We start from the raw sequence: 26,184 nt of genomic DNA, 5'->3' as shown, positions 1-26,184 counted from the left end.
ACACTTTGCCACTCACCTGGGGTCAGACGCCGATCCGGCCGCCCGACTTCCAGACCGCGACGACGGCGGGACGCGGCTGGGTGTCGCCGCCGTCGGGCCAGTGCGACGCCGGGTTGTCGGCGCTCGCGCCGTCCAGTTCACCCGGGTGCTGCACGCACACCGTGACCCGCTCCTCGCCGACGATCGGACCGCACGTCTCGGCGCCCTTCGGGACGGTCAGGAACTGCTTGGTCGCCCCGCGGTTCGGGCCGTCGAGGACGACGCTGAACAGGCCGTCGTTCGACTTCAGCGCGTTGCCGTCGGTGGAGATCCACAGGTTGCCGTGCGGGTCGAACGCCAGGTTGTCGGGGCAGGAGATCGGGCTGACGCTCGCCTTGTCGAACCCGCCGAAGTAGGTGTCGGCGGCCGTCGGGTCGCCGCATACGAGCAGCAGATTCCAGGTGAACGCGGTGCCGGCGTGGTCGTCGGTGAGTTCGAGGACCTGGCCGTTCTTGTTGTTGTTCCGCGGGTTGGCCTCGTCGGCCGCCGCTGCGCCGTCGACGCCGCGCTTGGTGTTGTTGGTCAGCGCCACGTACACCTTGCCGGTGGTCGGGCTGGGCTCGAAGTCCTCCGGGCGGTCCATCTTGGTGGCACCGACCTTGTCGCCGGCCTGACGGGTGAACACCGCCACCTCCTCGGCGCTCATGCCGTCGACGAGCGACTCGCCGCGGCCGTCCTCACCGGTGCGCAGCAGCGGAATCCACTCCCCGGTGCCGTCGAACGTGCCGCTCGACGGCAGCGCCCCCGACCCGTCGATCTCGTCCGCGGAGCTGCCGGCGAACTTCGCCACGTACAGCGTGCCCGCGTCGAGCAGCGTCATGTTGTTGCGGACGGCGGCCTGGCTGTTGCCGTCCATCATCTTCCGGCTGGAGACGAATTTGTACATGTAGTCGAAGCGTTCGTCGTCGCCGCTGTACGCCACGACGGTGCCGTCGTCGGTGACGTGGATGGTGGCGGCCTCGTGCTTGAACCGGCCCAGCGCCGTGTGCTTGACGGGTGCCGACGACGCGTCCCACGGGTTGACCTCGACGACCCAGCCGAAGCGGTTGACTTCGTTCGGCTCCTGGGCGAGGTCGAAACGCTTGTCGAATCGCTCCCACTTGCGTTCGGATGCAGCGCCTTCCACGCCGTACCGCTTCAGTCGCGCGGCGACGGCGGGGTCGGTGACCAGTTCGGCGTTCGCGAAGTACTGGTTGAAGTTCTCCTCCCCCGACAGCACCGTGCCCCACGGGGTGACGCCGCCGGAACAGTTGTTGAGCGTGCCGAGCACCTTCGTGCCCGTCGGGTCCGCGGACGTCTTCAGGAAGTCGCTGCCCGCGGCGGGACCGGTGACGACGAATTCCGTCGTCGCCGTGATGCGCCGGTTGTACGGACCGAAGTCGGGAGTGAGCGCGCCCGAGCCGGATTCGCCCTTCACCTGCACCACGGACAGTCCGTGGGCGGCGAGCGCGGTCTGGAACTGCTCCGGCGACGGGTTCTCGGCGTCGTATCCCTTGAACATGAACGGCTCGGTGGTGTACTCGTGGTTGACCACCAGCAGGAAGGTGTTCGGCTGCCCCTCGACCGGCAGCAGTCCGGCGAAGTCGTTGTTGAACCCGAACTGCTGCGCCTGCGCCTGGGCGGTCTGGTTGTCGAAGTCGAATGCGGGTGCCCCGGGCAGCACCGGGTCGCCCCAGCGGATCACGACGGCCTGCTCGTACCCCTCGGGGACGACGACGGCGTCCTCGGTGTTGGGGGCGACGGCGCCGAAGTTCGTTCCCGCCGGGGTTGCGCCGTCCGAACCACCCGTGCCGGAAACGCTTCCGCTGCCGGAGTCGTCGGAGCAGGCCGCCAGTGCGCTACCCGCGCCGACGGCGAGGACGGCCATCCCCGTCCCGCGCAGCATCCCGCGCCGCGACAGGGCGGTGCGGGCGATGTCACGGAAGTACTCGCCCTGCGAGGTGTTGGGCACGTCGTGGGAGCACGCGTTTCCGCACTTGTACTGGCAGGTGACGGAGGCGCGTGAGGACGCGCCGTCATGGTTGACGAACAGTGCGAGGGGTTTCAAACTCACCGTGGCTCCCGATTCGAATGCGGACAACTCCGGCACCGTAGAAGTTGCAAGCGAGGGAAAGGGAACGTAGGTGTGAACGCGCGGACAACGAGGCGACCCTAAGTCTGGAGTAATTTACGTCTAGCCAGCAGCCCGGACGGCGTGCACGATGGATAGATGGACGCCGTCGATGCGCTGCGGGAAATTGCGTTCTGGCTCGAGCGTTCGCGCGACGAGGGACCCAGGATCGGCGCCTTCCGCCGGGCGGCCGATGTGATCGAGTTGTCGACCGCCGAGGAGCGGGAAGCCCTGGCGGCGAACGGCTGGGTGTATCTGCCCGACATCGGCTCCGAGGCGGCCGCGATCATCCGCGAGTGCGCCGATTCGGTGCCGCTGTACCTGACGTATCTGCGCGGTTCCGCGGAGCCGATCGGGCTGGGCGGAACGGAACTGCTCGAGGCGCTCCGCGGCGACCTGCACACCCATTCGGATTGGTCGGACGGCCGGTGCCAGCTCCGGGAGATGATGCGCCGCGCGGCCGCGCTGGGGCACGACTACTGCGCGATCACCGACCACTCGCCGCGGTTGACGGTCGCGAACGGGCTGTCTTCGGAGCAACTGCTCGTCCAGTTGAACGTGGTCGCCGAACTGAACGTCGAGCTGGCGCCGTTCCGGGTACTCACCGGCATCGAGGTCGACATCCTCGACGACGGTTCCCTCGACCAGGACGACGACCTGCTCGCCGACCTGGACATCGTGGTCGCGAGCGTGCACTCGCATCTGGACACCGACCGGGCGACGACGACCAAGCGGATGCTGCAGGCCGTCAAGTCCCCACACGTCGACGTGCTCGGGCACTGCACCGGCCGGCTCGTCGAGGGGGTGCGGGGACCGCGGCCCGAATCGAAGTTCGACGCGGAACGGGTGTTCGACGCGTGCCGCGAGTACGGCACCGCGGTGGAGATCAACTCCCGACCCGAGCGCCGCGACCCGCCGGGACGCCTGATCGACCTCGCACTGAACAGCGGCTGCAAGTTCTCCATCGACACGGACGCGCACACCACCGGGCACCTCGCGTGGCAGGGTTATGCCTGCGAGCGCGCCGCGGAGCGCGGAGTCGAGCCGTCGGATGTGATCAACACCCTGCCCGTGGCCGAGTTGCTGGAGTGGACCGGCGCGCCGATTCGGCAATGATTCGTGTCGGGCTGGCCGCGGCCGCGGTGGTCGCCGTGCTGATCGCCGCTGCGTGGGTGCTGCAGCGAAAACTGATCTACTACCCCGACAGCACCCCGGTGCCGCCCGCCGGCCGGCTGATCGCCGGGGCGGAGGACGTCACGCTGACCACGTCGGACGGCCTCGAACTCGGTGCCTGGTACGTCCCGCCCGCGGTCGGCGAGCCGCGCATGACCGTCCTCGTGGCCGCCGGGAACGCCGGCAACCGGGCCGACCGAGCAGCTACTCGCCTCCGACCTCGCCGCGGCGGGTTTCGCCACGCTGCTCTTCGACTACCGCGGGTACGGCGGCAACCCCGGTCACCCCAGCGAGGAGGGGCTGGCACTCGACGTCCGAGCCGCTCGCCGGCACCTCGTCGACGAGCGTCGCGTGCCGCCGGAGCGGCTGCTCTACTTCGGGGAAAGCCTCCGAACCGTCGATCTGGCGCTCCGCGCCCCGTGAGTGGTTGACGAGTCTCTGGACTCGCTGACCACGCACGGGCGCGTCAGCGCACTATGACGACGTCCAGCGTCCGGGGACCGTGCACGCCCTCGACGCGGTTGAGTTCGATGTCGCTGGTGGCGCTGGGACCGCTGATGAACGTCAGCGGTGCGGTCGCGTCGAGGGTCTGGAAGGCCTGCGGCACGGTGTCGACGATCTGATCGGTGCGCACGATGCAGATGTGGTGATCCGGGACCAGGGTCAGCGCCCGGCGTCCCTGACCTGCGCCGCCGTCGAGCACGATGGTCCCGGTGGCGGCGATTCCTAGGGTGCAGCCGGTGACGACCACGTCGATGGCGTCGAGTTCGAGCGTCGACAGTTCGGCGGGTGCGCCGTCGACGACGACGTCACCGCGCGGCCGCCACGACAGCGGCAGGTCGGGCGGGACCACGGCGCGTGCCCCGTTCGCGATCAGTCCGGTGACGACCTCGGCGACGGTCGTCTCGTCGGCGCGGTGAACCTGCGCGCGGTAGTCGTCGACGGTGTGCGCGAACAACTCGACGTCCCCGGGACCCGACGCCGGCTCGCGGTGGTAGTCGCGGGGAACGGGGTCGGGTGCCGGCGCGTCGGCGAGCGCCGACCGGATCCGGGACAGTATCTCTGCGCGTGCGGTCATCGTGTCGTGTCCTCGTGAGTGCGGGCCCACCATTGTCGGAACGTCTCCTTCGGCGGGGCGGGCAGGTCGCGGCTGGCGGTCCATTTCGACGCCGGGTACGGCAGCGACGTGATGCGTCCGGACCGGCCGCCCAGCACCCGGCCGACCTTGGCCGCCGTCTCGGCGGCGGCGAACCGCTTCTCCGACCCCATCACGAAGCCGGCGGCCTTCATCGCGAGGTCCTGGCCGCCCGGCAGTCCGTGCCGTTCGGAGTCGACCTGTTCCGCGCGCAGGTGCACGAGAATGCTGGGGATGTCGATGCGCACGGGGCAGGCGTCGAAGCAGGCGCCGCACAGGGTGGACGCGTAGGGCAGTGACGCGTTCGGGTCGTCGTGACCGGTGGTCCCGGTGAGTTGCGGGCTGAGGATCGCGCCGATCGGCCCGGGGTAGACCGACCCGTACGCGTGCCCGCCCGCCCGCTCGTACACGGGGCACACGTTCAGGCAGGCGCTGCAGCGGATGCAGTGCAGCGCCGACCGCCCGACCTCGTCCGCGAGGACGTTGGTGCGACCGTTGTCGAGGAGGACGACGTGGAAGTTCTGCGGGCCGTCGCCGGGGTGCACCCCGGTCCACATGGAGGTGTACGGGTTCATCCGTTCGGCGGTGGACGACCGCGGCAGCAGTTGCATGAACACCTCGAGGTCGGTGAACGTGGGCACCAGTTTCTCGATGCCCATGAGGGTGATGAGCGTGTCCGGGAGGGTCAGGCACATGCGTCCGTTGCCCTCCGACTCCACCACCGCGAGGGTCCCGGTCTCCGCGACCCCGAAGTTCGCGCCGCTGATCGCGACCTTGGCGGACAAAAACTTTCGACGCAGATGTGCCCGCGCGGCCATCGCCAGCGCGCGGGGGTCGTCGGTGATGTCCTTGTCGACGCCCGGCATCGCGTTGAGGAAGATCTCCCGGATTTCGGCGCGGTTGCGGTGGATGGCGGGCACCAGGATGTGGCTCGGTTTGTCGTCGCCGAGTTGGACGATGAGTTCGGCGAGGTCGGTTTCGATGGCCGCGATCCCGTTCTCCTCGAGATGCTCGTTGAGGCCCGTCTCCTGCGTGGCCATCGACTTGACCTTCACCACCTCGTCGGAACCGGTGGCCCGGACGAGGTCGGTGATGATCCGGTTCGCCTCGTCCGCGTCGCGTGCCCAGTGGACGGTGCCGCCGCGGGCGGTGACGTTCTCCTCGAACTGCACGAGCAGTTCGGGGAGCCGGGCCATCACGTCGGCCTTCAGGGCGCTGCCGGCCCGGCGCAGTTCCTCCCAGTCGTCGACCTCGGCGACCGCGGCGATCCTCTTGTTGCGGATGGTGGTGGTCGCGGCGCCGAGGTTGGCGCGCAGCTGGGTGTCGGTGAGCGCTTTGCGTGCGGCGTCGGGGAAAGATTCTGTGCCCCGGATGTTTCCGGTGCCGGCGTGGAAGGTGGGTGAGCCGAGGAACGTGGTCATGCGTTGCTCCCGATCTTCTCGGTGCTCGCCAGGATCTCGGCGAGGTGGACGGTGCGGACCCCGCTGCGCAGCCGGGACAGCCCGCCGCCGATGTGCATCAGGCAGGACGAGTCGCCCGCGCTGCACACCTCGGCGCCAGTGCTCAGGACGTTGCCCATCTTGTCGGCGAGCATCGCGGTCGACGTCTCGGAGTTCTTCAGCGCGAACGTTCCGCCGAAGCCGCAACAGGATTCGGCCGCGGGCAGTTCGATCAGGGTCATCCCCCGCACCGCGCGCAGCAGTTGCAGCGGTTTGTCGGCGACGCGCAGCATCCGCAGCGAGTGGCACGTCGGGTGGTACGTCACCCGGTGCGGGTAGTAGGCGCCGACGTCGGTGACACCGAGGACGTCGACGAGCAGTTCGGACAGCTCGTACGTCCGGGACGCGACGTCCTCGGCGCGGGTCGCGAGCGATTCGTCCCCGTACCGGCGGGCGACCATCGCGTGCTGGTGCCGGACGGATCCGACGCACGAACCGGACGGGGCCACCGCGACGTCCCACGACGGTCCGCTCTCGAACGCCTCCACGTGGTGACGGACGAGCGGCAGCGCCTCGGCCTGGTAGCCGGTGTTGACGTGCATCTGCCCGCAGCACGTCTGCTTCGGCGGGAACACGACTTCGTGGCCGAGCCGCTCGAGCAGCCGGACCGTGGAGGTGGCGGATTCGGGGAACAGGGCATCCGCCAGGCACGTGGCGAACAGGGCGATTCTCATCGGGTACTCCAACCGGGCTGGGCTGTGGTCTGACCACAGTAGCGCACTGTGGTCAGACCACACCAGGTAAACTTCGGTCGTGCGCACACACGAGGTCGTCCTGCATCGCATCGAGCAGGATCTGGCGGCCGGCAAACTCACCGTCGGCGGTCGTCTGCCCGCCGAGCGCGCACTCGCCGAGGAACTGGGCGTCGGACGCTCGTCCGTCCGCGAGGCCATGCGGGTGCTCGAGGCGATGGGCATCGTCCGCACCGCCGTCGGCTCCGGGCCGGACGCAGGCGCGATCGTCGCCGCCGACCCGGCCGCGTCCATCGGCGCGGCCCTGCGACTGCACATGGCGACGCACACCCTGCCGATCCGCGACGTCGTCCAGACCCGCACGCTGCTCGAGTCGTGGGCGGTGCAGGAGGCCTCCGGGCAGTCCGGTGACCTCGACTTCTCGGCCATCGACGCGCTGCTCGACGCGATGGACGACGAGGACCTCTCCCCGGAGGCGTTCCACCGGCTCGACGCCGACCTGCACGTCGCGATGGCCGGACTGGCCGGCAACGTCCTCGTCGAGGCGATGATGGTCTCGCTTCGCGACTCCATCCACGGCTACGTCGTGCAGGCCGTTCCGCTCCTCGACGACTGGCCCGCGGTCGCGGCCCACCTCCGCTGTGAGCACCGCGGGATCGTCGCCGCCCTCCGCGCCGGACGCGGCGTCGAGGCCGCCGGCCTGGTACGGGAGCACATCGAGGGGTTCTACGGGCGCTTCGCGCCCGTGCGTGGGTAAGGAGTCCCTGGACTCGTCAACCACTCACGGGGCGGTACGCCCCCAGGATCTGCGCTTCGGCGTCTTCGAGGTACGTCTTGAGTAGCTGACCTGCGGCTTCGGTGTTGCCGGCGACGAGGGCGTCGTAAATCTCGTGGTTACGGGTGAGGTACGGACCGTGGAAGCGGTGGGCGTCGTCCATGACGTGGAAGACGAGCCGCGCCTCGTTCCACACGCTGCGCATCAGTTCGTCGATGCGGTTGCTGTTGTTGAGGCTGGCGAGGGCGATGTGGAAGTAGATGTCGGCGGTGCCGACGCCGGTCCAGTCCTCGACGGCGAATCGCTCGTCGGCCAGGTTCAGGGCCTCGGCGACGCCGGACAGGTCGCCGGTCTCGGGGTCGAATCCGTTGACGCCGGCGCATTCGACGACGCGCCGGCAGATGTAGAGCTCCGTGATGTCCTCGGCGGTGGGCACGCGGACGAAGACGCCGCGGTTGAGTTCGTGCGCGACGAGGCGGTCTTCGATGAGGATCTGGAAGGCCTCGCGGACCGTGTTGCGGGAGACGTCGAGGGCGGCGCAGATGTCGGGTTCGGACAGTCGCGCCCCTGGTTGGAACGTTCCGTCGATTATGGCGTCCCGCAGAATGCCGGCGACCCGGGTGGTCCTGCTGGTGCGTTCGAGCAGGCCGCGGTGAGCGGCCAGGCGGGAATGCGCATCGCCGCGAAGGGCATTCGAGCTGGTCAAGTCCACTCCTCAGGTTTCGATCTCGACCGCAATCATAGTTGTCAGCTCGGTTCCGCGATTTCTTCCAGGATAACAATCCCCTCGAGGTATTGCAGGATCGTTGAACGATTTGTACCGTGATGGGAGTTACATCGGATTCTTCGAGCAGTTACATCCCTTCTTCAGGCGAGGTGCCATGACCACAGATACACAGACCGAGGTCGCGCAGGCGCGCCCCTTCGACTGGTTCCGCACCCTCGGGCCGAAGGGAAAAAGAGCCTTCATCGGCGCGTTCGGCGGATACGGTCTCGACTCCTACGATTTCCAGGTCCTCCCGCTCGGCCTCGCGGCCATCGCCGCTTACTTCGGCCTCACCACCGGTCAGGCAGGCCTGCTGACGACGGTGACGCTGGTGGTGTCCGCCCTCGGCGGCGCCCTCGCCGGCATCCTCGTCGACAAGATCGGCCGGGTCCGCACCCTGCAGGTGACCGTCGCGACGTACACGATTTTCACGGTGCTGTGCGGTTTCGCGCAGAACTTCGAGACGCTGCTGATCTTCCGCGCCTTCCAGGGCCTCGGCTTCGGCGGTGAGTGGGCGGCAGGCGCGATCCTCGTCGCCGAATACGCCCGCGCCGAGTACCGCGGCCGGGCCGTCGCCTTCGTGCAGAGCGCGTGGGCCGTCGGCTGGGCGTTGGCCGTGATCGTCTACACCGTCGTCTTCCAGCTGTTCAACCCTGACGTCGCGTGGCGCGTGCTGTTCTTCACCGGTGTGCTGCCTGCCTTCCTCATCATCTGGGTTCGCCGGAATCTGAAGGACCCCGAGGTCGTCACGGAGCGCCGCGAGTCCGCGGGCAAGCAGACGGGCTCGTTCGCCGCCATCTTCCGCGGCGGACTGCTCCGCACCACGGTGCTCGCGTCGCTGCTCGCCACCGGTGTGCAGGGCGGCTACTACACGCTGGCGTCCTGGCTGCCGACGTTCCTCAAGACCTCCCGTGGACTCGACGTCGTCGGCACCGGCGGCTACCTGGCGATCCTCATCTCCGGGGCGTTCCTCGGCTACGTAAGCGGCGGCATCCTCACCGACAAGCTGGGCCGCAAGCGGACCATGCAGCTGTTCGCGTTCCTGTCGGCGATCTTCATGGTCGGCTACACCCAGGTGCCCGAGGGCGCGAACACGCTGATCCTGATCCTGGGCTTCCCGCTCGGCTTCTGCACGTCGGCGATCTTCAGCGGATTCGGATCGTTCCTGTCCGAGCTGTACCCGACGCAGTCCCGCGGCACCGGCCAGGGCTTCACGTACAACTTCGGGCGCGCGGTCGGCGCCGTGTTCCCCGCCGTCGTCGGATTCCTTGCCGCCACCCACCTCGGCATCGGCGGCGCGATGATCTTCGGCGCGCTCGGGTACGCCATCGCCGTGTTCGCCCTGTTCTTCCTCCCCGAGACCCGCGGGAGCGAACTTGCCTGACTCGCCGACCGACCTCCGCTCCGCGTTCCGCTCGGGACGCGTCACCCCGACCGCCGGCCTGGCACCCGGATTCGCGCAGACGAATCTCATCGCCGTCCCGCAGGACTGGGCGTACGACGTGCTGCTGTTCACCCAGCGCAACCCCAAGCCGTGCCCCGTCCTCGACGTCGGCGACGCCGGCTCCCGGACGACGATGCTCGCCCCCGGCGCCGACATCACCACGGATCTGCCGCTGTACCGGGTGTGGAAGGACGGCGAACTCGCGGACGAGACCACGGACGTGTCCTCGCTGTGGCGGGACGACCTCGTGGCGTTCCACATCGGGTGCAGCTTCACGTTCGAGCACCCGGTGGCCGCGGCCGGGGTGCCGCTCCGGCACGTCGAGCAGGGCAGCAACGTCCCGATGTACGTGACCGACCGCGAGTGCCGACCCGCAGGCCGGGTCAGCGGGCCGATGGTCGTGTCGATGCGACCCGTCCCCGAACACCAGGTGGCCCTCGCGGCGGCGATCTCGGCGCGGATGCCCGCAGTCCACGGCGGACCCGTGCACATCGGTGATCCCGCGGAACTCGGCATCGCCGACCTCGAGGCCCCCGACTTCGGCGATCCGGTGAACTTCGAGCCCGGCGACGTCCCGATGTTCTGGGCGTGCGGGGTGACCCCGCAGGCGGCGGTGATGGCGTCCCGGTTGCCGTTCGCGATCACCCACGCACCCGGGTACATGCTGATCACCGACACCCCGGACAGCGAGTACGTCCTGGAGGTTCCCGATGCGCGTTGACTTGAACTGCGACCTCGGTGAGGGCTTCGGGCAGTGGACGCTGGCCGACGACGAGGCCCTCCTCGACGTCGTCACCAGCGCGAACATCGCGTGCGGGTTTCACGCGGGCGATCCGATGATCATCCGCAAGGCCTGCGAGAGCGCGGCCGAGCGCGGCGTCGCGATCGGGGCGCACGTGGGATTCCGGGATCTGGCCGGTTTCGGCCGGCGCGAACTCGCGGTGTCGCCCGCGGATCTGCGCGACGAGACGCTGTACCAGATCGGCGCCCTCGCCGGGTTCGCCCGCGCCGCCGGATCCTCGGTGACGTACGTCAAACCGCATGGTGCGCTCTACAATTCCGCCGCACTCGACTTCGAGCGGGCCGACGCGGTCGCGTCCGCCATCGACGAGTTCGCCGAGCCGCTCACGCTGATGGGACCGCCCGGATCGCAGTTGCAGCGGGCTGCGGAGGCACACGGCATCGAGTTCGTCGCCGAAGGATTCGCCGACCGCCGCTACACCGCCGCGGGCACGCTGACCCCGCGCTCGGTGTCCGGCGCCGTCATCGACGATCCCGACGACGCCGCCGCCCAGGCCGTCCGAATGGTGTCGACCGGAACGGTGGAGTCGATCGACGGCGACGACGTCGCGGTGGCGGTGCGCAGCATCTGCGTCCACGGCGACACACCCGGATCCGTACACACCGCGCGCCGGGTCCGTCACGCCCTGGAGAGTGCCGACGTCACGCTCGGATCCTTCACATGACCACCCCCACCCGGATCCGCCCGGCGGGCGATCGGGCCCTGCTCGTCGAACTCGACTCGGAACCCCTGGTCGTGTCGCTGACCGAACGCCTGCGCCGGACACCGGTTCCCGGCATGGAGGACGTGCTGCCCGCGGCGCGCACGGTGCTCGTCACCACCACACCGCGGACCGACCTCGACGAGGTGCGCCGCGCGCTGCGGACGATGACCGTCGACCTCGAGGCGCACGACCACACCGGCGTCCCCGAATCGGAACCGGTCATCATCCCGGTCCGCTACGACGGCGCCGATCTCGCCGACGTCGCCGACCTTCTGCGGATGAGCCGCGAGGACGTGATCGTCGCCCACACCGCCGCCACCTGGCGCTGTGTATTCATCGGATTCGCACCGGGTTTCGGCTACCTGAGTTGCGGTGACGACCGGCTCACCGTGCCCCGGCGCGCGCAGTCCCGCACCGTGGTGCCCGCCGGGTCCGTGGCCCTCGCCGGCGGCTACGGCGCGGTGTATCCGCGGTCCTCACCCGGCGGATGGCAGATCATCGGAACCACGGACTCCCCGATGTGGAACCTCGACGCGGAACCCCCGGCGCTGCTGCAGCCGGGACGTCGCGTCCGATTCGTCGACGAGGAAACGCTGTGAGTGAAGTCGAAGTACTCGAAACGGGTCCGCTCAGCCTGATCCAGGATCTCGGCCGCCCCGGCTACCTGAGTTCGGGTGTCGGCGTGTCCGGTGCCGCCGACCGCGGGTCCGCGAGGCTCGCGAATCGTCTGGTCGGGAACGACGAGAACGGCGCGTGCATCGAGGTGCTGATGGGCGGGCTCGCCCTGCGTGCGCAGGCGGTGACGACCGTCGCCGTCACCGGTGCCCCCGCCACGGCGCTGCTCGACGGCATCCCGATGGGCCACGCGAGCGTCATCGTGATGGAGCCGGGGCAGACGCTGCGGTTGCAGTACGCGCAGGTCGGGCTGCGCAGCTACGTCGCGGTCCGCGGCGGCCTCGCGGTGCCGGACGTGCTCGGCTCCCGCAGCACCGACACGCTCTCCGGGATCGGCCCGGAAGCGTTGAAGCCCAACGACGTCCTGCCCGTCGGCACGTGGACGAGGAACTTCCCCAACGTCGACGTCGCGCCCCTCCCCGCGATGGACCCGGGACCGCTGTCGGTGCGGGTCATCGGCGGTCCCCGCGACGACTGGTTCACCAACCCGGACGCGCTGACCACGGGTGCGTGGGCGGTCTCCCCGGACACCGACCGCATCGGCGCCCGGCTGAACCGGCACGCCGGCGCACCTGCCCTGCAGCGGACGTCCGAGGCCGAACTCCCCACCGAGGGCGTCGCACTCGGGTCCATCCAGGTTCCGCCGAGCGGGCAGCCCGTCGTGTTCCTCGCGGACCATCCCATCTCCGGCGGTTACCCCGTCATCGGCGTCGTCGCGGACGAGGACATCGACCGGATCGCCCAGGCCCGCCCAGGCCAACTGATTCGCTTCACCACTGCGTGATCGGCTGCGCGCCGATCCCACTACAGGAGATCACCCCATCGCCATGAACAGCATCGGCACGGAACTCGACACACCCTGGTCCCACGAGTCGTGGCGCAACACGCTGCTCGCGGAACCGCACCGTCAGGGCACCGCGGTCGCACGCCACTACGCGTCCGCGCTGCCGATCAGCTACGCCACCGAAACCGATCCGGCCCAGGCGATCCGCGACGTCGCCGAGGTGGAACGACTCGACGTCGACAGTGTGGCGCTGACATTCACCACCACCGAGGCGTCCGCGCCGTACGAGAACCTCAAGATCTACGCCGTCGGAAAACCCGCACCGCTCAACGAGGTGCTGCCGATCCTGTCCAGCCTGGGCGTCAACGCCCTCGACGAACGCCCGGCCGCGCTGACCCGGCCGGACGGCCGTCGCGCCTGGATCTACGACCTGACCGTCGACCTGCCGGCCGTCACGGACGGCCACGGGACGACCCGGGACGGCCGGATCGCGGACGCGTTCCGCGCGGCGTGGACGGGTGAGACCGAGGTCGACGGGTTCAACGCCCTCGTCCTGCACGCCGGGCTCGGCTGGCGTCAGGTGACCGTCCTGCGGGCGTACGCCGCGTACCTGCGGCAGGCCGGCCTCCCGTACAGCCGCAGCAACGTCGAACGAGTCCTGCTGGGCAACACCGGCATCACCCAGCTCCTCGTCGAGTTGCACGCGCTCCGGCTCGACCCGGCCCTCGACCGCGACGCCGCCGCGGAAACCGCGCTCGAAGACCGCGTCTCGGCCGCGATCGACGCCGTCGCCGGAATCGACGCCGACCGGATCCTGCGGGCCCTGCTGTCGCTGATCCGCGCCACCACCCGCACGACCTACTACGCCGGCGACCCCCGGCCCGGGCGCGCCCTCGCGTTCAAGTTCGACTCCTCGTCGATCGACGAATTGCCGCTGCCCCGGCCGAAATACGAGGCCTACGTGTATTCGCCGCAGATGGAGGGCGTGCACCTGCGGTTCGACGACGTCGCCCGCGGCGGTCTCCGGTGGTCCGATCGGCGCGACGACTTCCGCACCGAAATCCTCGGACTCGTGAAGGCGCAGGCGGTCAAGAACGCCGTCATCGTCCCCGCCGGGGCGAAGGGCGGCTTCGTCGTCAAGAACCCGCCCGCGCCGACCGGCGACGCCGCCGGCGACCGGGAGGCGATGCTGGCGGCCGGAATCTCCTGCTACCGCGAATTCATCTCCAGCCTCCTCGACATGACGGACAACCTCGACATCGCGACCCGGCACGTCATCGCGCCGGACGGCATCGTCCGCCGCGACGGCGACGACACCTACCTCGTGGTCGCCGCGGACAAGGGCACCGCGGCGTTCTCGGACGTCGCCAATGCCGTCGCGCTCGCGCGCGGGTACTGGCTGGGCGACGGTTTCGCGTCCGGCGGGTCCGTCGGCTACGACCACAAGGCGATGGGCATCACCGCCCGCGGCGCGTGGGAGAGCGTCGTGCAGCACTTCCGTGAGATGGGCGTCGACACCCGCACCGACGACTTCACCGTCGTCGGGATCGGCGACATGAGCGGCGACGTGTTCGGCAACGGGATGCTGCTCAGCCCGCACATCCGCCTCGTCGCCGCGTTCGACCACCGCCACGTCTTCATCGACCCCGATCCCGACCCGCAGATGTCCTGGGACGAGCGGGCGCGGCTCTTCGGCCTCGGCAGGTCCAGTTGGAAGGACTACGACAGGGCGGTCCTCAGCGAGGGCGCGATGATCGTCGACCGGTCGGCGAAGTCGGTTCGGCTGACACCGCAGGCGCGGCGCGCGCTGGGGATCGAGACGGATCGGGCGCTCACCACCGTCGAACTCGTCCGCGCCGTCCTCGGTGCGCCCGCGGACCTGCTGTGGAACGGCGGCGTCGGCACGTACGTCAAGGCCACGTCGGAGACTCACGCGGACGTCGGCGACAAGTCGAACGACGCCGTCCGGCTCGACGCGCCCGCACTGCGGGTCCGGGTGGTCGGCGAGGGCGGCAACCTCGGCCTCACCCAACTCGGCCGAATCGAATACGCGCGCCACGGCGGTCGCGTCAACACCGACGCACTCGACAACTCGGCCGGTGTCGACTGCTCCGACCACGAGGTCAACATCAAGATCGCCCTCGCGGGCGCCACCGCCGACGACACGCTCGCCGCGCAGGACCGTCGAGAACTGCTGTCCGACATGACCGACGACGTCAGCAGGCTCGTCCTCGCCGACAACCGCAGCCAGAACGAGATGATGAGCCTCAACCGGGCGCAGGCGGCGACGCTCGTCAGCTTCCACTCCCGCATGGTCGACGACCTGGAACGGCGCGGCCACGTGGACCGCGCGATCGACGTGCTCCCGACGTCCGCCCAGTTCAGTGCCCTCGAACGCGAGCAGAAGGGCCTGACCAGCCCGGAACTGGCGCAGCTCACCGCGCAGGTCAAGCGGTTCATCAAGAGCGAGGTGTCGGGCACCACGCTCCCCGACAACAAGGTCTACGCCGGCCGGCTCCACGACTACTTCCCGCCGCGGCTCGGCCGCGAGTACGCGCACACGGTCGCCGTGCACCCGCTGCGCCGGGAGATCGTCACCACGTCGGTCGTCAACGACATGGTCGACCGTGCGGGGATGACGTTCGCCTTCCGGCTGCGGGAGGAGACCGGCGCCGACTCGGCGGAGGCGGTGAACGCCTTCACCGCCGTCACCGAGATCTTCGACCTCGGAGCGACTTTCGCGCGGATCCGGGCGGCGGCCGACACGACCCCGGCGTCCGGGACGAACGCGCTGACCGTGCAGACCCAGCGGCTGATCGACCGGGCGTCGCGGTGGCTGACCACGCACCGGCCGCAACCGCTGCCGCTCGAGGCCACCATCGCCCGCTACCGGCCGGTGGTCCGCGAACTCGGACCCCGCGTGCGGGAATGGTTGCAGGGCGACGAGATCACCGCCGTCGAGGGCCGAACCGAGGCCCTGACGTCGCGGGGCGCGGACACCGGGATCGCCGCCGACGTCGCGGACCTCCTGCACACGTACTGCCTTCTCGACATCGTGGACATCGCGGAGATCTCCCAGCACCGCGCGGAGGACGTCGCGGAACTGTATTTCGCGCTGTCGGCGCACCTGCACATCAACACCGCGCTGACCGCCGTCACCGCGCTGCCCCGGCTGGACCGGTGGCACGCTCTCGCCCGCCTCGCCCTGCGCGACGACCTCTACAGTTCGCTGCGCGCCATCACCCTCGACGCGCTGTCCGTCAGCGAACCCGGCGACGACGCGGCCGACAAGGTCGACCAGTGGGAACAGCACAACGCCGCCCGCCTCGCCCGCGCGCGGGCACTGCTCACCGAAATCGAGTCGGAGGTCGCCACCGAACCCACGCTGGCGCTGATCTCCGTCGCGGCCAGGCGGATCCGGGCGATGACGCGGTAGGCGGCTCCGCCGCCTGTGCGTGCTTAACGAGTCTCTGGACTCGTCAACCACGCACAGGCCGCGGAGCGGCCTAGAGCACCTGCGACAGGAACTGCTGCAGCCGTTCGGTTTCGGGCTTATCGAACAGCTGGCCCGGTGTGCCGGTTTCGACGACGGCGCCGTGGTCCATGAAAAGCACGGTGTCGGACACTTCGCGGGCGAAGCCCATTTCGTGGGTGACGACGACCATCGTCATGCCGCCCTTGGCGAGGTCGGCCATCAGGGCGAGAACGCCCTTCACCAGTTCGGGGTCGAGTGCCGATGTGGCCTCGTCGAAGAACATCACTTCGGGTTTCATCGCGAGGGCGCGGGCGATCGCGACGCGCTGCTGCTGCCCGCCCGACAGGTTGCCGGGGCGTGAGTCGGCCTTGTTGGCGAGGCCGACGAGTTCGAGTTGCTCGAGTGCCAGCGACCGCGCCTCGTCCTTCGACATGCCCTTGAGCTTGCGGGGGCCGAGGGCGATGTTGTCGACGACGGTCTTGTGCGGGAACAGGTTGAAGTGCTGGAACACCATGCCGATGCGCTGCCGCAGCTTGTCGGGGTTGTCCTGCAGCACGGATTTCCCGTCGAGGAGGACGTCGCCCTGGTCGGGTTCGTGCAGCCGGTTGAGGACCCGCAGCAGCGTGGACTTGCCGGAGCCGGACGGTCCGATGACGGTGACGGTGTCGCCGGCGTCGACGTGGAGGTCGACGCCGCGCAGCACCTGGTTGGTGCCGAACGCGAGGTGCAGGTTGGTTCCAGTGAGAGAGACGGCCATCGCCCTATCCCCTTTCCACGACGATGGACTGTTCCACCGGGTCGAGCGTGCCGGACGTGTCGGCGCGGCCGGTGCGCAGACGGTTGTCGATGTAGTTGACGAGGTGCGTCAGCGGGATGGTGAGCGCCAGGTAGAACAGGCCGGCGGCGACGAGCGGTGACAGGTTGCCGGTCTGCGCGTTGAGGTCGCGGCCGACGGCGAACAGTTCCCGCTGGCTGACGAGCAGGCCGAGGAAGTAGATCAGCGACGAGTCCTTGATCAGGGAGATGAACTGGTTCATCAGCGCGGGCAGCACCCGCCGCACACCCTGCGGGACGACGACGAGTGTCATCGACTTCCGGTAGCTGAAGCCGAGCGCCCGGGACGCCTCGAGCTGCCCGGGTTCGACGCTCTGGATCCCGGACCGGAAGATCTCACCGATGTACGCGGACGCCAGCAGCGACAGCGCGGCCGCACCGAGCCAATACGGGTTGTTGCCGGTGAGTCCCTTGACGACGGGTCCGGCGCCGAGTCCGACGATGAGGATGATGACGACGGCGGGCAGGCCGCGGAACACGTCCGTGTAGACGCGGGCGGGCCAGCGCAGCCAGCGGGTGCGGGAGATGCCGGCCATCGCGAGCAGCATGCCGAGGACGGTGCCGACGACGCCGGACGCCAACGCCAGGATCAGCGTGTTCGGCAGACCGGTCGTCAGCAGGTCGGGGAAGGCCCGGGTGTAGAGGTCCCAGTCGAAGAACGTGTCCTTCAGTTGCTGGAGTGTCGACTTGGGTTCGGCGACCGGGGTTTCGGTCGTGTCGTTCGCGTTCTGGGCGGCGAGCGCGGCGAAGTCCGGGAGGTCGGGCGCCGGCGCCGCCTTGCTGCCCGGCTTCCAGCCCTCGGGCAGTTCGCGGGGCACCCAGTCGGAGTACAGCTGGGCCCAGGTGCCGTCGGCGATGACGGCGTCGAGCCCGGAGTTCAGTGCGTCGACGAGCGGCTGGTTCTCCTTGTTGACCGCCCAGCCGACATAGTTGTTGACGCTGAAGGTGTTCTCGACGATCGACGTGGGATCGCCCGGCGCGATGGCGCCCTCGGCCTGCTGCGACGGCGCCACCCAGGCGTCGATCTGCCCGGTCTTGAGGTTGGCGTACGCGGTGGCGTAGTCGGGGAACTTCACCGGGTTCAGCTTCAGCGTGTTGACGACGTAGTCGTCCTGGACGGTGCCCTGGACGACGCCGATGCGGGTCGACGCGTTCAGGTCGTCGAAGCTCTGGATCGGTCCGCCGTTGGGAACGACGAGCGAGAAATAGCCGAAGTCGTAGCCGTTGGTGAAGCCGACGGTGTTGCGGCGCTCGTCGGTCGTGGTGATGGACGAGGACCCGACGTCGAAGCGGCGCCCGGCCACCTGGGCGAGAAGCCCGGCGAACTCGGTGCCGACGAAGTCGACGCGCAGGCCCAGCTTGTCGGCGACGGCCCGCAGCAGTTCGTTGTCGTAGCCGGTGAACTGGTTGTCCGAGTTCACGCAGATGCTCGGCGGCGCGTCGGACAGGGTGCCGACGGTGAGGACGCCGGGGGTGATGAGGTTCAGTTTCGACGTGTCGATCTGGTCGAGCGGAGTGGTCGACGGCGTCGTGTAGCGGTCCTCGGCCGCGGCGCCCGAGGCGGCAAGGTTGGTCGGGGCGGCGGTGGCCGCGCCGACTCCCGGCGGGGAACACAGATCCTGCGGCGCCGACCCCGAGTTGTCGCCGCCGCTCGAACACGACGACAGGGTCAACGCCAGCAGGGCGGTGAGCAGTAGCGCCACCACCACACGGATCTTCGCTCCGACGGAAGAAAACATGGTGAGCAGCGTAACCCTGGCCGGCGGGTTTTCCGGGGTTGGAGGACGCCTCGGGCGACGCCCGTCACTCCCCTTGTTTGTCATACAAACAAAGAGAAGTTATTGTTTGTCGTACAAACAATTGGAGGGGCAGCCATGGTGTCGCAGACGGGCCGAGCAGCGCGCGGAACCCGGGAGTCCGGTCGGCAGACCCGCGACGCCCTGTTCACCGCCGCCACCGAACTCTTCCTCGAACACGGCGACGGCGTCGCGATCACGCAGATCTGCGCGGCCGCCGGGGCCCACCCCAACCAGGTGACGTATTACTACGGGTCCAAGGAACGGCTCTTCGTCGAGGTGGCCTGCGCTGCCGTGCTGCGCGCAGGCAAGCGGGCCGAGGACGACGCCGCCACCGCGGAGACCGTCGGCGACTACACGGAGAAACTCGTCGGCTCCCTGCTCGGACCGGGCGCACCCAGCGTCGAGCTGTTCGTGGAAGCGATGCTCATGACGGGCCGCCGCGGCGAACTCCGCGACCTCATCACCGACACCCTCCGCACCTTGCACTCCTCGGGCGAGGACGCACTCATCCGCACCCTGATGCGCACCGGGTGGCAACTGCGCGCCGGCATCGACGTGGAGGCCAAGGCGTTCTGGTCGGCGATCTTCGGACTGGTGATCCAGAAGACCGCCACCGGCGAGAGCTTCGGTTACTCGCTCGCGGAGGCCGTCGCCGTCATCTTCGCGAACCTGCAGATCCCCGAGACCGTCCTGGGCACCTCCATCGACTGACCCCTCTTCAAGGAGCGCGATGAACATCGTTCGCGTATTCGACAGCACCGCAAGACGCCCGACAAGGCGTTTCTCCACTTCCAGGGCCGAAACCATACGTATGGTTCCGTGCAGGACGGCAGCCGCCACGCCGCGGCCCTCCTGCGGAAACTGGGGGTCGGGCGCGGTGACCGCGTCGCCCTCATGTGTTTCAACACCCCCGGCTTCGTCTACGCCATGCTCGGAGCCTGGCGCCTCGATCCGATCGACGGCATCGACGTCGACGAGAACGACCCGGCCGAGATCCTCTACACGTCCGGCACCACCGGCGCGCCCAAGGGCTGCGTGCACAGCCACCGCAACGTCGTGCGCGTCGCCACCGTGCTGCCCCGCACACCCACCGGCAAGATCCAGAAGCACCTGATCCGCACCGCGAGCTGACTCACGAAAGACATTGTTATGACTACCTTTTCCGACACAAACGTCACCCATCCCGCACCGCACCGGACGCACACCGTGCTCAACCAGTCGGTGCCCCGCACCGACGTCAACGAGTTCACGCTCGACACGGTGCTGTCCGAAGGCGTCCGCCGCCACGACGCCGACTGGGCCACTGCGGAACTCACCGACATCGGTGAGCTCGTCGGCAGCGCCACGTTCCAGCACGATGCCGAACTCGCCAACACGATCATCCCGGAACTGAAGACGTTCGACCGCTGGGGCAACCGGATCGACGAGGTCGAGTACCACCCGTCCTACCACCGGATCATCTCCGCGGCCGTCGCACACGGCGCGCACACGTCGGCGTGGGCCGATCCGAAACCCGGTGCGAATGTCGCTCGCGCAGCCGCATTCATGCTGTTCGCGCAGATCGAGCCGGGTCACTCCTGCCCGATCTCGATGACCAACGCCGTCATCCCGTCCCTCGAACTGCAACCCGACGTCGCCGCGATCTGGAAGCCGCGCGCCCTGTCCCGCAGCTACACCCCGGAACTCGACGCACCGGGCAAGGCATCCGCGATCTTCGGCATGTCGATGACGGAGAAGCAGGGCGGCTCCGACGTCCGCGCCAACACCACCGTCGCGAAACCCGCGGGCAGCGGCGGTCCCGGCGCCGACTACCTGCTCACCGGTCACAAGTGGTTCTGTTCCGCGCCGATGTCCGACGCGTTCCTCGTGCTCGCGCAGGCGGAAGGTGCGGGTGGCGAAGGGCTCTCGTGTTTCCTGCTGCCGCGCATCCTCCCGGACGGCACCCGCAACGTCTTCCGCATCCAGCGCCTGAAGAACAAACTGGGCAACAAGTCCAACGCGTCGTCCGAGATCGAACTCGACGGCACCGTCGGCGTCATGGTCGGCGAACCCGGTCGCGGGGTCCGCACCATCATCGAGATGGTCGCGCGCACCCGACTCGACTGCGTGCTCGGCAGCGCGTCGGGGATGCGGCAGTCCGTCGCCGAGGCCGTGTGGCACGCCCGGCACCGTGCCGCGTTCGGTACCGTCCTGGCCGATCAGCCCGCCATGACGTCGGTGCTCGCCGACCTCGCGATCGAGTCCGAGGCGGCCACCGTCACCGCCCTGCGACTCGCCCGCGCTCACGACGACGACGCCGGTGAGCAGGAACGCAGCTTCCGCCGGCTGGCGACCGCCGTCGCGAAGTACTGGATCTGCAAACGCGGCCCGCACCACGCCTACGAGGCGCTGGAATGCCTGGGCGGCAACGGGTACACCGAGGACTTCCCGCTCGCCCGCCGCTACCGCGAACAGCCCGTCATGGCCGTCTGGGAGGGGTCGGGAAACGTCATCGCCCTCGACGTCCTACGCGCGATGACCCGCGAACCCGACAGCGTCGCCGCGTTCGACGCCGAGGTGAACCTGGCCCGCGGCGCCAACGCTGTGCTGGACGCGCACCTCGACCGAGTTCGCACTCAGCTCGGCGACCTCGCCGGACTCGACCCCGCCGACGCCCAGCGCCGCGCCCGCACCGTCGTCGAATCGATGGCCCTCGCGCTGCAGGCCTCGCTGCTCACCCGGTTCTCGCCCGCCGCCGTCGCGGACTGTTTCGTCGACGCCCGCCTCGGCCCCGACCGCAGCCACGAATACGGCACCCTCTCCCCGGCCGCCGACCTGCAGGCGATCCTGAAGCGCGCGTAGGCGGCTCCGCCGCCCGTGCGTGGTTAACGAGTCTAGAGACTCCTTTCCCACGCACAGGCGGCGAAGCCGCCTACCGCAGGACCGTCGGGCCCAGGAACTCGCACACCTGCAGGGCGAGTGCGAGATCCAGCTTGCTGTGCGTGCCGGTGGCCGGGTCGCCGAGTGCCTTGGTGATGCGGTATTTGACGGTGTTGCGGTGCAGGTTCATCTGCTGCGCGGTGTGGAGGTGGCTTTCGCCGGTCGCGAAGTAGGTGCTCAGCGTGGCCCGCAGGGTCGCGGCCTGGTCGGTGTTCTCGGCGAGCGGGCCGAGGACCTCCCACACCCATGCCCGGGTGGAGTCCAGGTTCTCGGCGAGGAGGGAGACGACGGCGACGCCGCGGTCGCCGAAACCGACGATCGGCCGGACCTGGGTGTGGGGGACGGTGGCGACGGAGTAGGCGGCCCGCGCTTGTTCGTGCGACCGCCGGAATCCGGCGACCCCGGATGCGGGCAGGCCGATCGCGGTCCGGATGCCCGGCTTCGCGGGCAGGGCGGCGGCGAGTTCGGTGGTGTCGAGGACGGGCTTGCGGCGGCCGAAAGGGAGCCAGGCCCAGAGGGTTCGGCGGTCGATGGCGGTGACGATGGGCGCCGAGTCGGTGGCGAGGTGGCGGGCGAGGTCGCGCACGTAGTGGTCGAGCGCGTTGAGGCTCGCCTCGGTGTCGGCACCGGTGGACCAGAGGATCATCGCGACGTGCGTCTGGTCGAGCCGGTACTGCGTCTCGGCCTCGAACGCGGACCCGTCGGAGCCGGTTCCGGTGAGGAGGGTGTGGATGGTCGACGAGTGCACGTTGCCGCGGGCGCCCAGCCACCGCCGCCGTTCCTGCTCGTAGGCGTCGAACACGTACAGCGTGATCCAGTCGATGTAGCTGTACACGACCTCCGAAATATGTTTGAGCACAGCGAGGGTCAGCGGTCCCGGTAGTTCGAGGGCGCTGACCTCGTCGTAGCAGATCTTCATCAGATCGTCCTGGCCCATGTGATACGCGCGCACCAGCGAGTTCGACGACACGTCGCGTTGCGCCAGCCGCAGCGCGTACTCCACGGCGGCGGTGGTGGGCTGGAGATGGTCGACGGGAATGTCGTTGGCCAGGACATGGACGATCGTCGAGACGTTGCCGTGGACACTGGCCTCGAGCAGTTCGACGAGTTGCGGGTCCTCGTCGAGTTGGTCGATCTCGTGCGCGAGTAGTGCGCTCATCGCGCGGGTGATTTCCGTTTGCCGCGCATCGAGTTTCCGTGCGATGCCGGCCACGATGTCGAGGACCTCGGTCTCCGCCATCGCCGGCACCCGCGCCATCCGGCGACGGGCACCGGCGCGGCGGTCGCCGGAGGCGGGACTGCTCACAGCACGTCCCCTCCGGCGCGGCGCAGGTAGCGCAGCGCGGACTGCGCGGCGTTGTACCCGCACATGCCGTGCGCGCCGGCGCCGGGCGGTGCGGACGCCGAGCACAGGTAGGTGCCCGGAATCCCGGTGCTGTACGGGTCGAGGGCGATGCGGGGGCGCAGGACCACTTGGGTTTCGGTGTTGGCGCCGCCGATGATGTCGCCGCCGACGTAGTTCGCGTTGGACGCGGCCAGTTGCACGGGACCACTGCTGACGGTGGCGACGACGCGGTCCCGGAACCCGGGGGCGAACCGTTCGATCTGCGCGACTACCGCCTCGGTCGCGTCGCCGGTGTATCCGTGCGGGACATGGGCGTACGCGTACAGCGGGTGCAGGCTCCCGTTGGACCGTCCGGGGTCGGCGACGTACTGCTGTCCGACGAGGACGAACGGCCGCTGCGGCATCCGGCCCGTCGCGACGGCGCGTTCGGCGTCGGCGATCTCCGCGAAGGTGCCACCCAGGTGCACGGTTCCGGCGCGACCGCAGGCGGGGTCGGCCCACGGCACCCCGCCGTCGACGGCGAAGTCGACCTTGAACGCGGCGGGGCCGTGCCGGTACCGGCGGTAGGCCTTGGCGACCCGCGGCGGCAGCCGGTCGCCGAGGATGTCGGCGGCGGCGGACGGCGCGAGGTCGAGGAGGACGACGTCGGCCGGGGGAATGTCCCGGGGGCTATGGACCCGGGTGCCGGTGGTGATCTTGCCGCCCCGGTCGGTGAGCATCGCGGCGAGCGCGGCGGTGATCGACTGCGACCCGCCCTCGGCGACCGGCCAGCCGTAGCGGTGCCCGGCGGCGACGATCATCAACCCGACCGCGGACGTCGCGGGCCGGTCGAGGCGGTAGTACGCGTGCGCGGCGACGCCGCCGAACAGTGCGCGGGCCTTCTCGGTGCGCCACCAGCGGGCCGTCACGGTGGCCGGCAGCAGCGCGCGGGGGCCGAAACTCGCGAGTTTGATCGGGTGCCGGGGAACGTTCGCGATTGGGCGCATGAGGTCGGCGGCCAGGTCGTCGAAGCCGTCGGCGAGGCCGCCGAACATCCGCTGCCAGCGGGTTCCGTCGTCGCCCAGACCGGCGGCGGTGTCCTCGACGGAGCGGTGCAGCAGTCCGGCGTCGCCGGTGTCGAGGGGGTGTGCGCAGTCGATGTCCGGCCATTTCCAGGTCAGCCCGAACCGTTCGAGGTCGAGGGTCCGCAGGTACGGCGACCCGGCGCCCATCGGGTGGAACGCGGAGCATTCGTCGTGCAGCAGTCCGGGGACGGTGAGTTCGGCGGAGCGGGTGCCGCCGCCGATGGTGTCGGCGGCTTCGAGGACCTGGACGTCGACGCCGTGCCGGGCGAGGTGGACCGCGGCGGCGAGCCCGTTGGGCCCGCTACCGACCACGACCGCGGTCGTCACGGTCGCACCGCCACGTTCGACTTCGTCAACTCGCTCTCCTTCTGGACGTCTCCCTCCAGTCTCCACCGCACGTCGAACGGAATGGGTCCGTTCGGCAGCCACGGCTGCTCGGCGATGGCATCGGACACCCTGTAGGTGCCTCGCTCGATGACCCCGAGGGCGGCGTCGATCACCTTGTACTCCTGGATGCCCTTGTGGATGGGCTGCGATTCGATCCACGCGATCACGAATTCACCGGGAGCGAAGTTGCAGCGCCGCTGCAGAGCGGCGATCAGGAACTCGTTGTGCAGGTGGCCGTCACCGAAGTTGAACGCCACCAGCGAGTTACAGCTGAACTCGGCCTCCCGCAGCGAGTACGTGTCGATGTCGTCGCCGAGGTGGTTCATCATCAGCGAGAACAGGGCGCGGCCCTGGCTGTGCATCGACCGCCAGCCGAGCAGTTGGTGCATCACCACGTCCGCGACCTCCGGCGGGTAGGTGGCGAGCAGTTGGGTGCGGGTGTTCTGGCTGGGCCGCTTCACGAATCGGTCGAGCTTCTCCTCGGCACCCGGCGCGAATGCCCAGGTGGCCGACGCCCAGTTGCCGGCGTACTGGCGCATCGACGGCAGGAACGAGACGAGGTCGGGGCGCAGGTTGCCGAGGATCGGGAAGAACACCAGCGCGGCGACGATCGCCGCGGTCAGCCACACCGAGGACATGTCGGCGACGCCGTACCCGTCCCAGGCAGGGAACCCGACGAACAGGAAGATCGACGCGTAGGCGAACAGCAGATTCCATTCGAGCGGCACTGCGAGCGGGAACGTGGACAGGATGAACAGGTGGAACGCGACCATCAACGCGACCGCGAGCAGCGTCAGTGTGCGGTTGGTGGAGAACAGCAGCACCAGCGGGGTCACCACCTCGACGACCGTGCCGAGCACGTGGGCGACACCACCGGCGACGATCGACGGTCGCAGGTCCTCGGGGAAGCTGCGGTAGTGGGCGCGCTTGATCTTCTTGAACGGCATCCACGGGGTGTTGGACAGCATCGGCGGGACCACCATCGAGAAGTGGTGGCCGAGTTTGGAGATCCCGGCGCCGACCCACACCGACACGATGAGCAGCTTGAGCGCGATGATCATGTCCACGAACGGCAGGAAGCCGAAGAACACGACGGCCGGGAAGTACTGCTCGCCGCGGGCGGCGATGAAGATGACCTTGTCCCGCAGCCCGATCACGATGAGCAGTGCGATCAGCGGCAACAGGAGTGTGGGGTTCACCAGGCCGTGGTTGCCGGGCAGTACCGCGTCGATGGACGGGGTGTGCACGCCGCCGAACCCGAGCGCGAGCACGATGTTGATCAGAATTGCGACGTAGATCAGGACGTCGAACACGGTGCGGGTGTCCCCGGCGGTGAGCGGTACCTTCCCCGGCCACGGTGGGAGCCGGATGGTGCCGGGGCGGAGCCAGAACAGGGCGCCACCCATCATCGGTTTGAAGTGGCCGGCGAGCGGACCCCAGGAACCGCCCAGGCCGATCGTCTCGATCAGCAGGGTCCACAGGATCAGTTTCTGGTACACGATCGGTGCGTTCCACCACGCGCCGACGTCGAGGACGTTGTACCCGGAGGTGAACGTCGCGATCGACAGTCCGGCGCCGAGGTAGAGGACGAGTAGCTTCAGAATGTAGATGGTGTGCACCATCTTCGGGGTCCCGAAGCCGTAGTCGACCCAATGCGTCGACATGGCGCGCAGGCGGTCGCGGAACGGGAGGTCGAGGAAGGTGGCGGGGTCGACTTCGGGGAAGTTCCCGGTCTTGAATCCCATGGGGAGGCTCCTTGCGGGT

At 69.2% G+C, this 26,184-nt stretch carries 20 protein-coding genes and 2 pseudogenes; 12 read left to right on the top strand and 10 right to left on the bottom strand.

The features are described 5' to 3' along the window. Positions 1-22: 22 nt before the first annotated feature. Entirely contained in the window at positions 23-2,092 is a 2,070-nt protein-coding gene (locus I1A62_RS25815; RefSeq protein WP_219460931.1) for a PhoX family phosphatase, read from the bottom strand. Between the two features lie 156 nt (positions 2,093-2,248). Between I1A62_RS25815 and I1A62_RS25810 the strand changes: the two genes are divergently transcribed. Further along, positions 2,249-3,265, top strand: coding sequence for a PHP domain-containing protein (locus I1A62_RS25810; RefSeq protein ID WP_124389561.1), 1,017 nt, complete (start codon positions 2,249-2,251; stop codon positions 3,263-3,265). Further along, a pseudogene (locus I1A62_RS46525) lies at positions 3,262-3,718 on the top strand (alpha/beta hydrolase); the annotation flags it as partial. The gene I1A62_RS25810 and the pseudogene I1A62_RS46525, both read left to right, overlap by 4 nt. Before the next feature lie 70 nt (positions 3,719-3,788). Here the strand turns inward: I1A62_RS46525 and I1A62_RS25800 are convergent. From I1A62_RS25800 to I1A62_RS25790, 3 genes are read right to left on the bottom strand one after another with little or no spacing between them, the layout of a single operon-like run. After that, a complete protein-coding gene (locus I1A62_RS25800) occupies positions 3,789-4,400 on the bottom strand; it encodes a lactate utilization protein C (protein ID WP_219460927.1) in 612 nt (203 codons plus the stop codon). After that, complete coding sequence (locus tag I1A62_RS25795; RefSeq protein WP_219460924.1) at positions 4,397-5,878, bottom strand: LutB/LldF family L-lactate oxidation iron-sulfur protein; 1,482 nt, start codon at positions 5,876-5,878, stop codon at positions 4,397-4,399. Before I1A62_RS25795 ends, I1A62_RS25800 begins: the two co-directional genes overlap by 4 nt. Continuing rightward, complete coding sequence (locus tag I1A62_RS25790) at positions 5,875-6,630, bottom strand: (Fe-S)-binding protein (RefSeq protein ID WP_072945138.1); 756 nt, start codon at positions 6,628-6,630, stop codon at positions 5,875-5,877. Before I1A62_RS25790 ends, I1A62_RS25795 begins: the two co-directional genes overlap by 4 nt. A gap of 79 nt (positions 6,631-6,709) precedes the next feature. Here I1A62_RS25790 and I1A62_RS25785 point away from each other — a divergent pair, with 79 nt between their 5' ends. Beyond that, positions 6,710-7,405, top strand: a complete 696-nt coding sequence (locus I1A62_RS25785; protein WP_219460923.1) for a FadR/GntR family transcriptional regulator — start codon at positions 6,710-6,712, stop codon at positions 7,403-7,405. 16 nt (positions 7,406-7,421) lie between these two features. Here I1A62_RS25785 and I1A62_RS25780 read toward each other — a convergent pair whose 3' ends face one another. Further along, complete coding sequence (locus I1A62_RS25780; RefSeq protein ID WP_219460918.1) at positions 7,422-8,135, bottom strand: GntR family transcriptional regulator; 714 nt, start codon at positions 8,133-8,135, stop codon at positions 7,422-7,424. Positions 8,136-8,229: 94 nt separating this feature from the next. Between I1A62_RS25780 and I1A62_RS25775 the strand changes: the two genes are divergently transcribed. From I1A62_RS25775 to I1A62_RS25750, 6 genes are read left to right on the top strand one after another with little or no spacing between them, the layout of a single operon-like run. Next, complete coding sequence (locus I1A62_RS25775) at positions 8,230-9,573, top strand: MFS transporter (RefSeq protein WP_308340774.1); 1,344 nt, start codon at positions 8,230-8,232, stop codon at positions 9,571-9,573. Then, on the top strand, positions 9,566-10,354 hold the full coding sequence (locus I1A62_RS25770; protein WP_219460915.1) for a putative hydro-lyase: 789 nt from the start codon (positions 9,566-9,568) through the stop codon (positions 10,352-10,354). Before I1A62_RS25775 ends, I1A62_RS25770 begins: the two co-directional genes overlap by 8 nt. Continuing rightward, on the top strand, positions 10,344-11,099 hold the full coding sequence (locus I1A62_RS25765) for a LamB/YcsF family protein (RefSeq protein ID WP_219460913.1): 756 nt from the start codon (positions 10,344-10,346) through the stop codon (positions 11,097-11,099). The genes I1A62_RS25770 and I1A62_RS25765 overlap by 11 nt, the downstream gene beginning before the upstream one ends. Beyond that, positions 11,096-11,737: an allophanate hydrolase subunit 1 gene (locus I1A62_RS25760; RefSeq protein WP_219460911.1), complete on the top strand. Its 642-nt coding sequence runs from the start codon at positions 11,096-11,098 to the stop codon at positions 11,735-11,737. The genes I1A62_RS25765 and I1A62_RS25760 overlap by 4 nt, the downstream gene beginning before the upstream one ends. Continuing rightward, the gene (locus I1A62_RS25755) at positions 11,734-12,597 is read left to right on the top strand and encodes a biotin-dependent carboxyltransferase family protein (RefSeq protein ID WP_219460909.1); all 864 of its coding nucleotides are present in this window, start codon (positions 11,734-11,736) and stop codon (positions 12,595-12,597) included. The genes I1A62_RS25760 and I1A62_RS25755 overlap by 4 nt, the downstream gene beginning before the upstream one ends. 43 nt (positions 12,598-12,640) lie before the next feature. Beyond that, complete coding sequence (locus I1A62_RS25750; RefSeq protein WP_219460908.1) at positions 12,641-16,033, top strand: NAD-glutamate dehydrogenase domain-containing protein; 3,393 nt, start codon at positions 12,641-12,643, stop codon at positions 16,031-16,033. 70 nt (positions 16,034-16,103) lie between these two features. Here the strand turns inward: I1A62_RS25750 and I1A62_RS25745 are convergent, their stop codons facing one another. Both I1A62_RS25745 and I1A62_RS25740 read right to left on the bottom strand, forming a co-directional pair. Then, entirely contained in the window at positions 16,104-16,829 is a 726-nt protein-coding gene (locus tag I1A62_RS25745) for an amino acid ABC transporter ATP-binding protein (RefSeq protein ID WP_219460904.1), read from the bottom strand. Positions 16,830-16,833: 4 nt separating this feature from the next. After that, positions 16,834-18,645, bottom strand: coding sequence for an ABC transporter substrate-binding protein/permease (locus I1A62_RS25740; RefSeq protein ID WP_219460902.1), 1,812 nt, complete (start codon positions 18,643-18,645; stop codon positions 16,834-16,836). Positions 18,646-18,780: 135 nt separating this feature from the next. On the opposite strand from I1A62_RS25740, the gene I1A62_RS25735 reads away from it, so the two are divergent. The 3 genes and pseudogenes from I1A62_RS25735 to I1A62_RS25725 all read left to right on the top strand — a co-directional run bounded on the left by I1A62_RS25735 (position 18,781) and on the right by I1A62_RS25725 (position 21,546). Then, positions 18,781-19,416: a TetR/AcrR family transcriptional regulator C-terminal domain-containing protein gene (locus I1A62_RS25735; RefSeq protein ID WP_219460900.1), complete on the top strand. Its 636-nt coding sequence runs from the start codon at positions 18,781-18,783 to the stop codon at positions 19,414-19,416. Between the two features lie 19 nt (positions 19,417-19,435). Then, positions 19,436-19,776 (top strand): annotated as a pseudogene (locus tag I1A62_RS25730) (AMP-binding protein); the annotation flags it as partial. Between the two features lie 78 nt (positions 19,777-19,854). Continuing rightward, entirely contained in the window at positions 19,855-21,546 is a 1,692-nt protein-coding gene (locus tag I1A62_RS25725; RefSeq protein ID WP_219460897.1) for an acyl-CoA dehydrogenase family protein, read from the top strand. A gap of 70 nt (positions 21,547-21,616) precedes the next feature. On the opposite strand, the gene I1A62_RS25720 is transcribed toward I1A62_RS25725, so the two are convergent. The 3 genes from I1A62_RS25720 to I1A62_RS25710 are packed head-to-tail and all read right to left on the bottom strand — an operon-like array spanning position 21,617 to position 26,165. After that, positions 21,617-22,930, bottom strand: a complete 1,314-nt coding sequence (locus I1A62_RS25720; protein WP_374710831.1) for a PucR family transcriptional regulator — start codon at positions 22,928-22,930, stop codon at positions 21,617-21,619. Then, entirely contained in the window at positions 22,927-24,360 is a 1,434-nt protein-coding gene (locus I1A62_RS25715) for an NAD(P)/FAD-dependent oxidoreductase (RefSeq protein ID WP_219460894.1), read from the bottom strand. The genes I1A62_RS25720 and I1A62_RS25715 overlap by 4 nt, the downstream gene beginning before the upstream one ends. Beyond that, on the bottom strand, positions 24,357-26,165 hold the full coding sequence (locus tag I1A62_RS25710) for a DUF3556 domain-containing protein (protein WP_219460891.1): 1,809 nt from the start codon (positions 26,163-26,165) through the stop codon (positions 24,357-24,359). The genes I1A62_RS25715 and I1A62_RS25710 overlap by 4 nt, the downstream gene beginning before the upstream one ends. Positions 26,166-26,184 lie beyond the last annotated feature (19 nt).

The sequence above is a fragment of the Rhodococcus sp. USK10 genome, assembly GCF_019378875.1.
In the GTDB taxonomy this organism is placed as follows: domain Bacteria; phylum Actinomycetota; class Actinomycetes; order Mycobacteriales; family Mycobacteriaceae; genus Rhodococcus_F; species Rhodococcus_F pseudokoreensis.
This window is presented reverse-complemented; position numbering and strand designations above follow the sequence as displayed.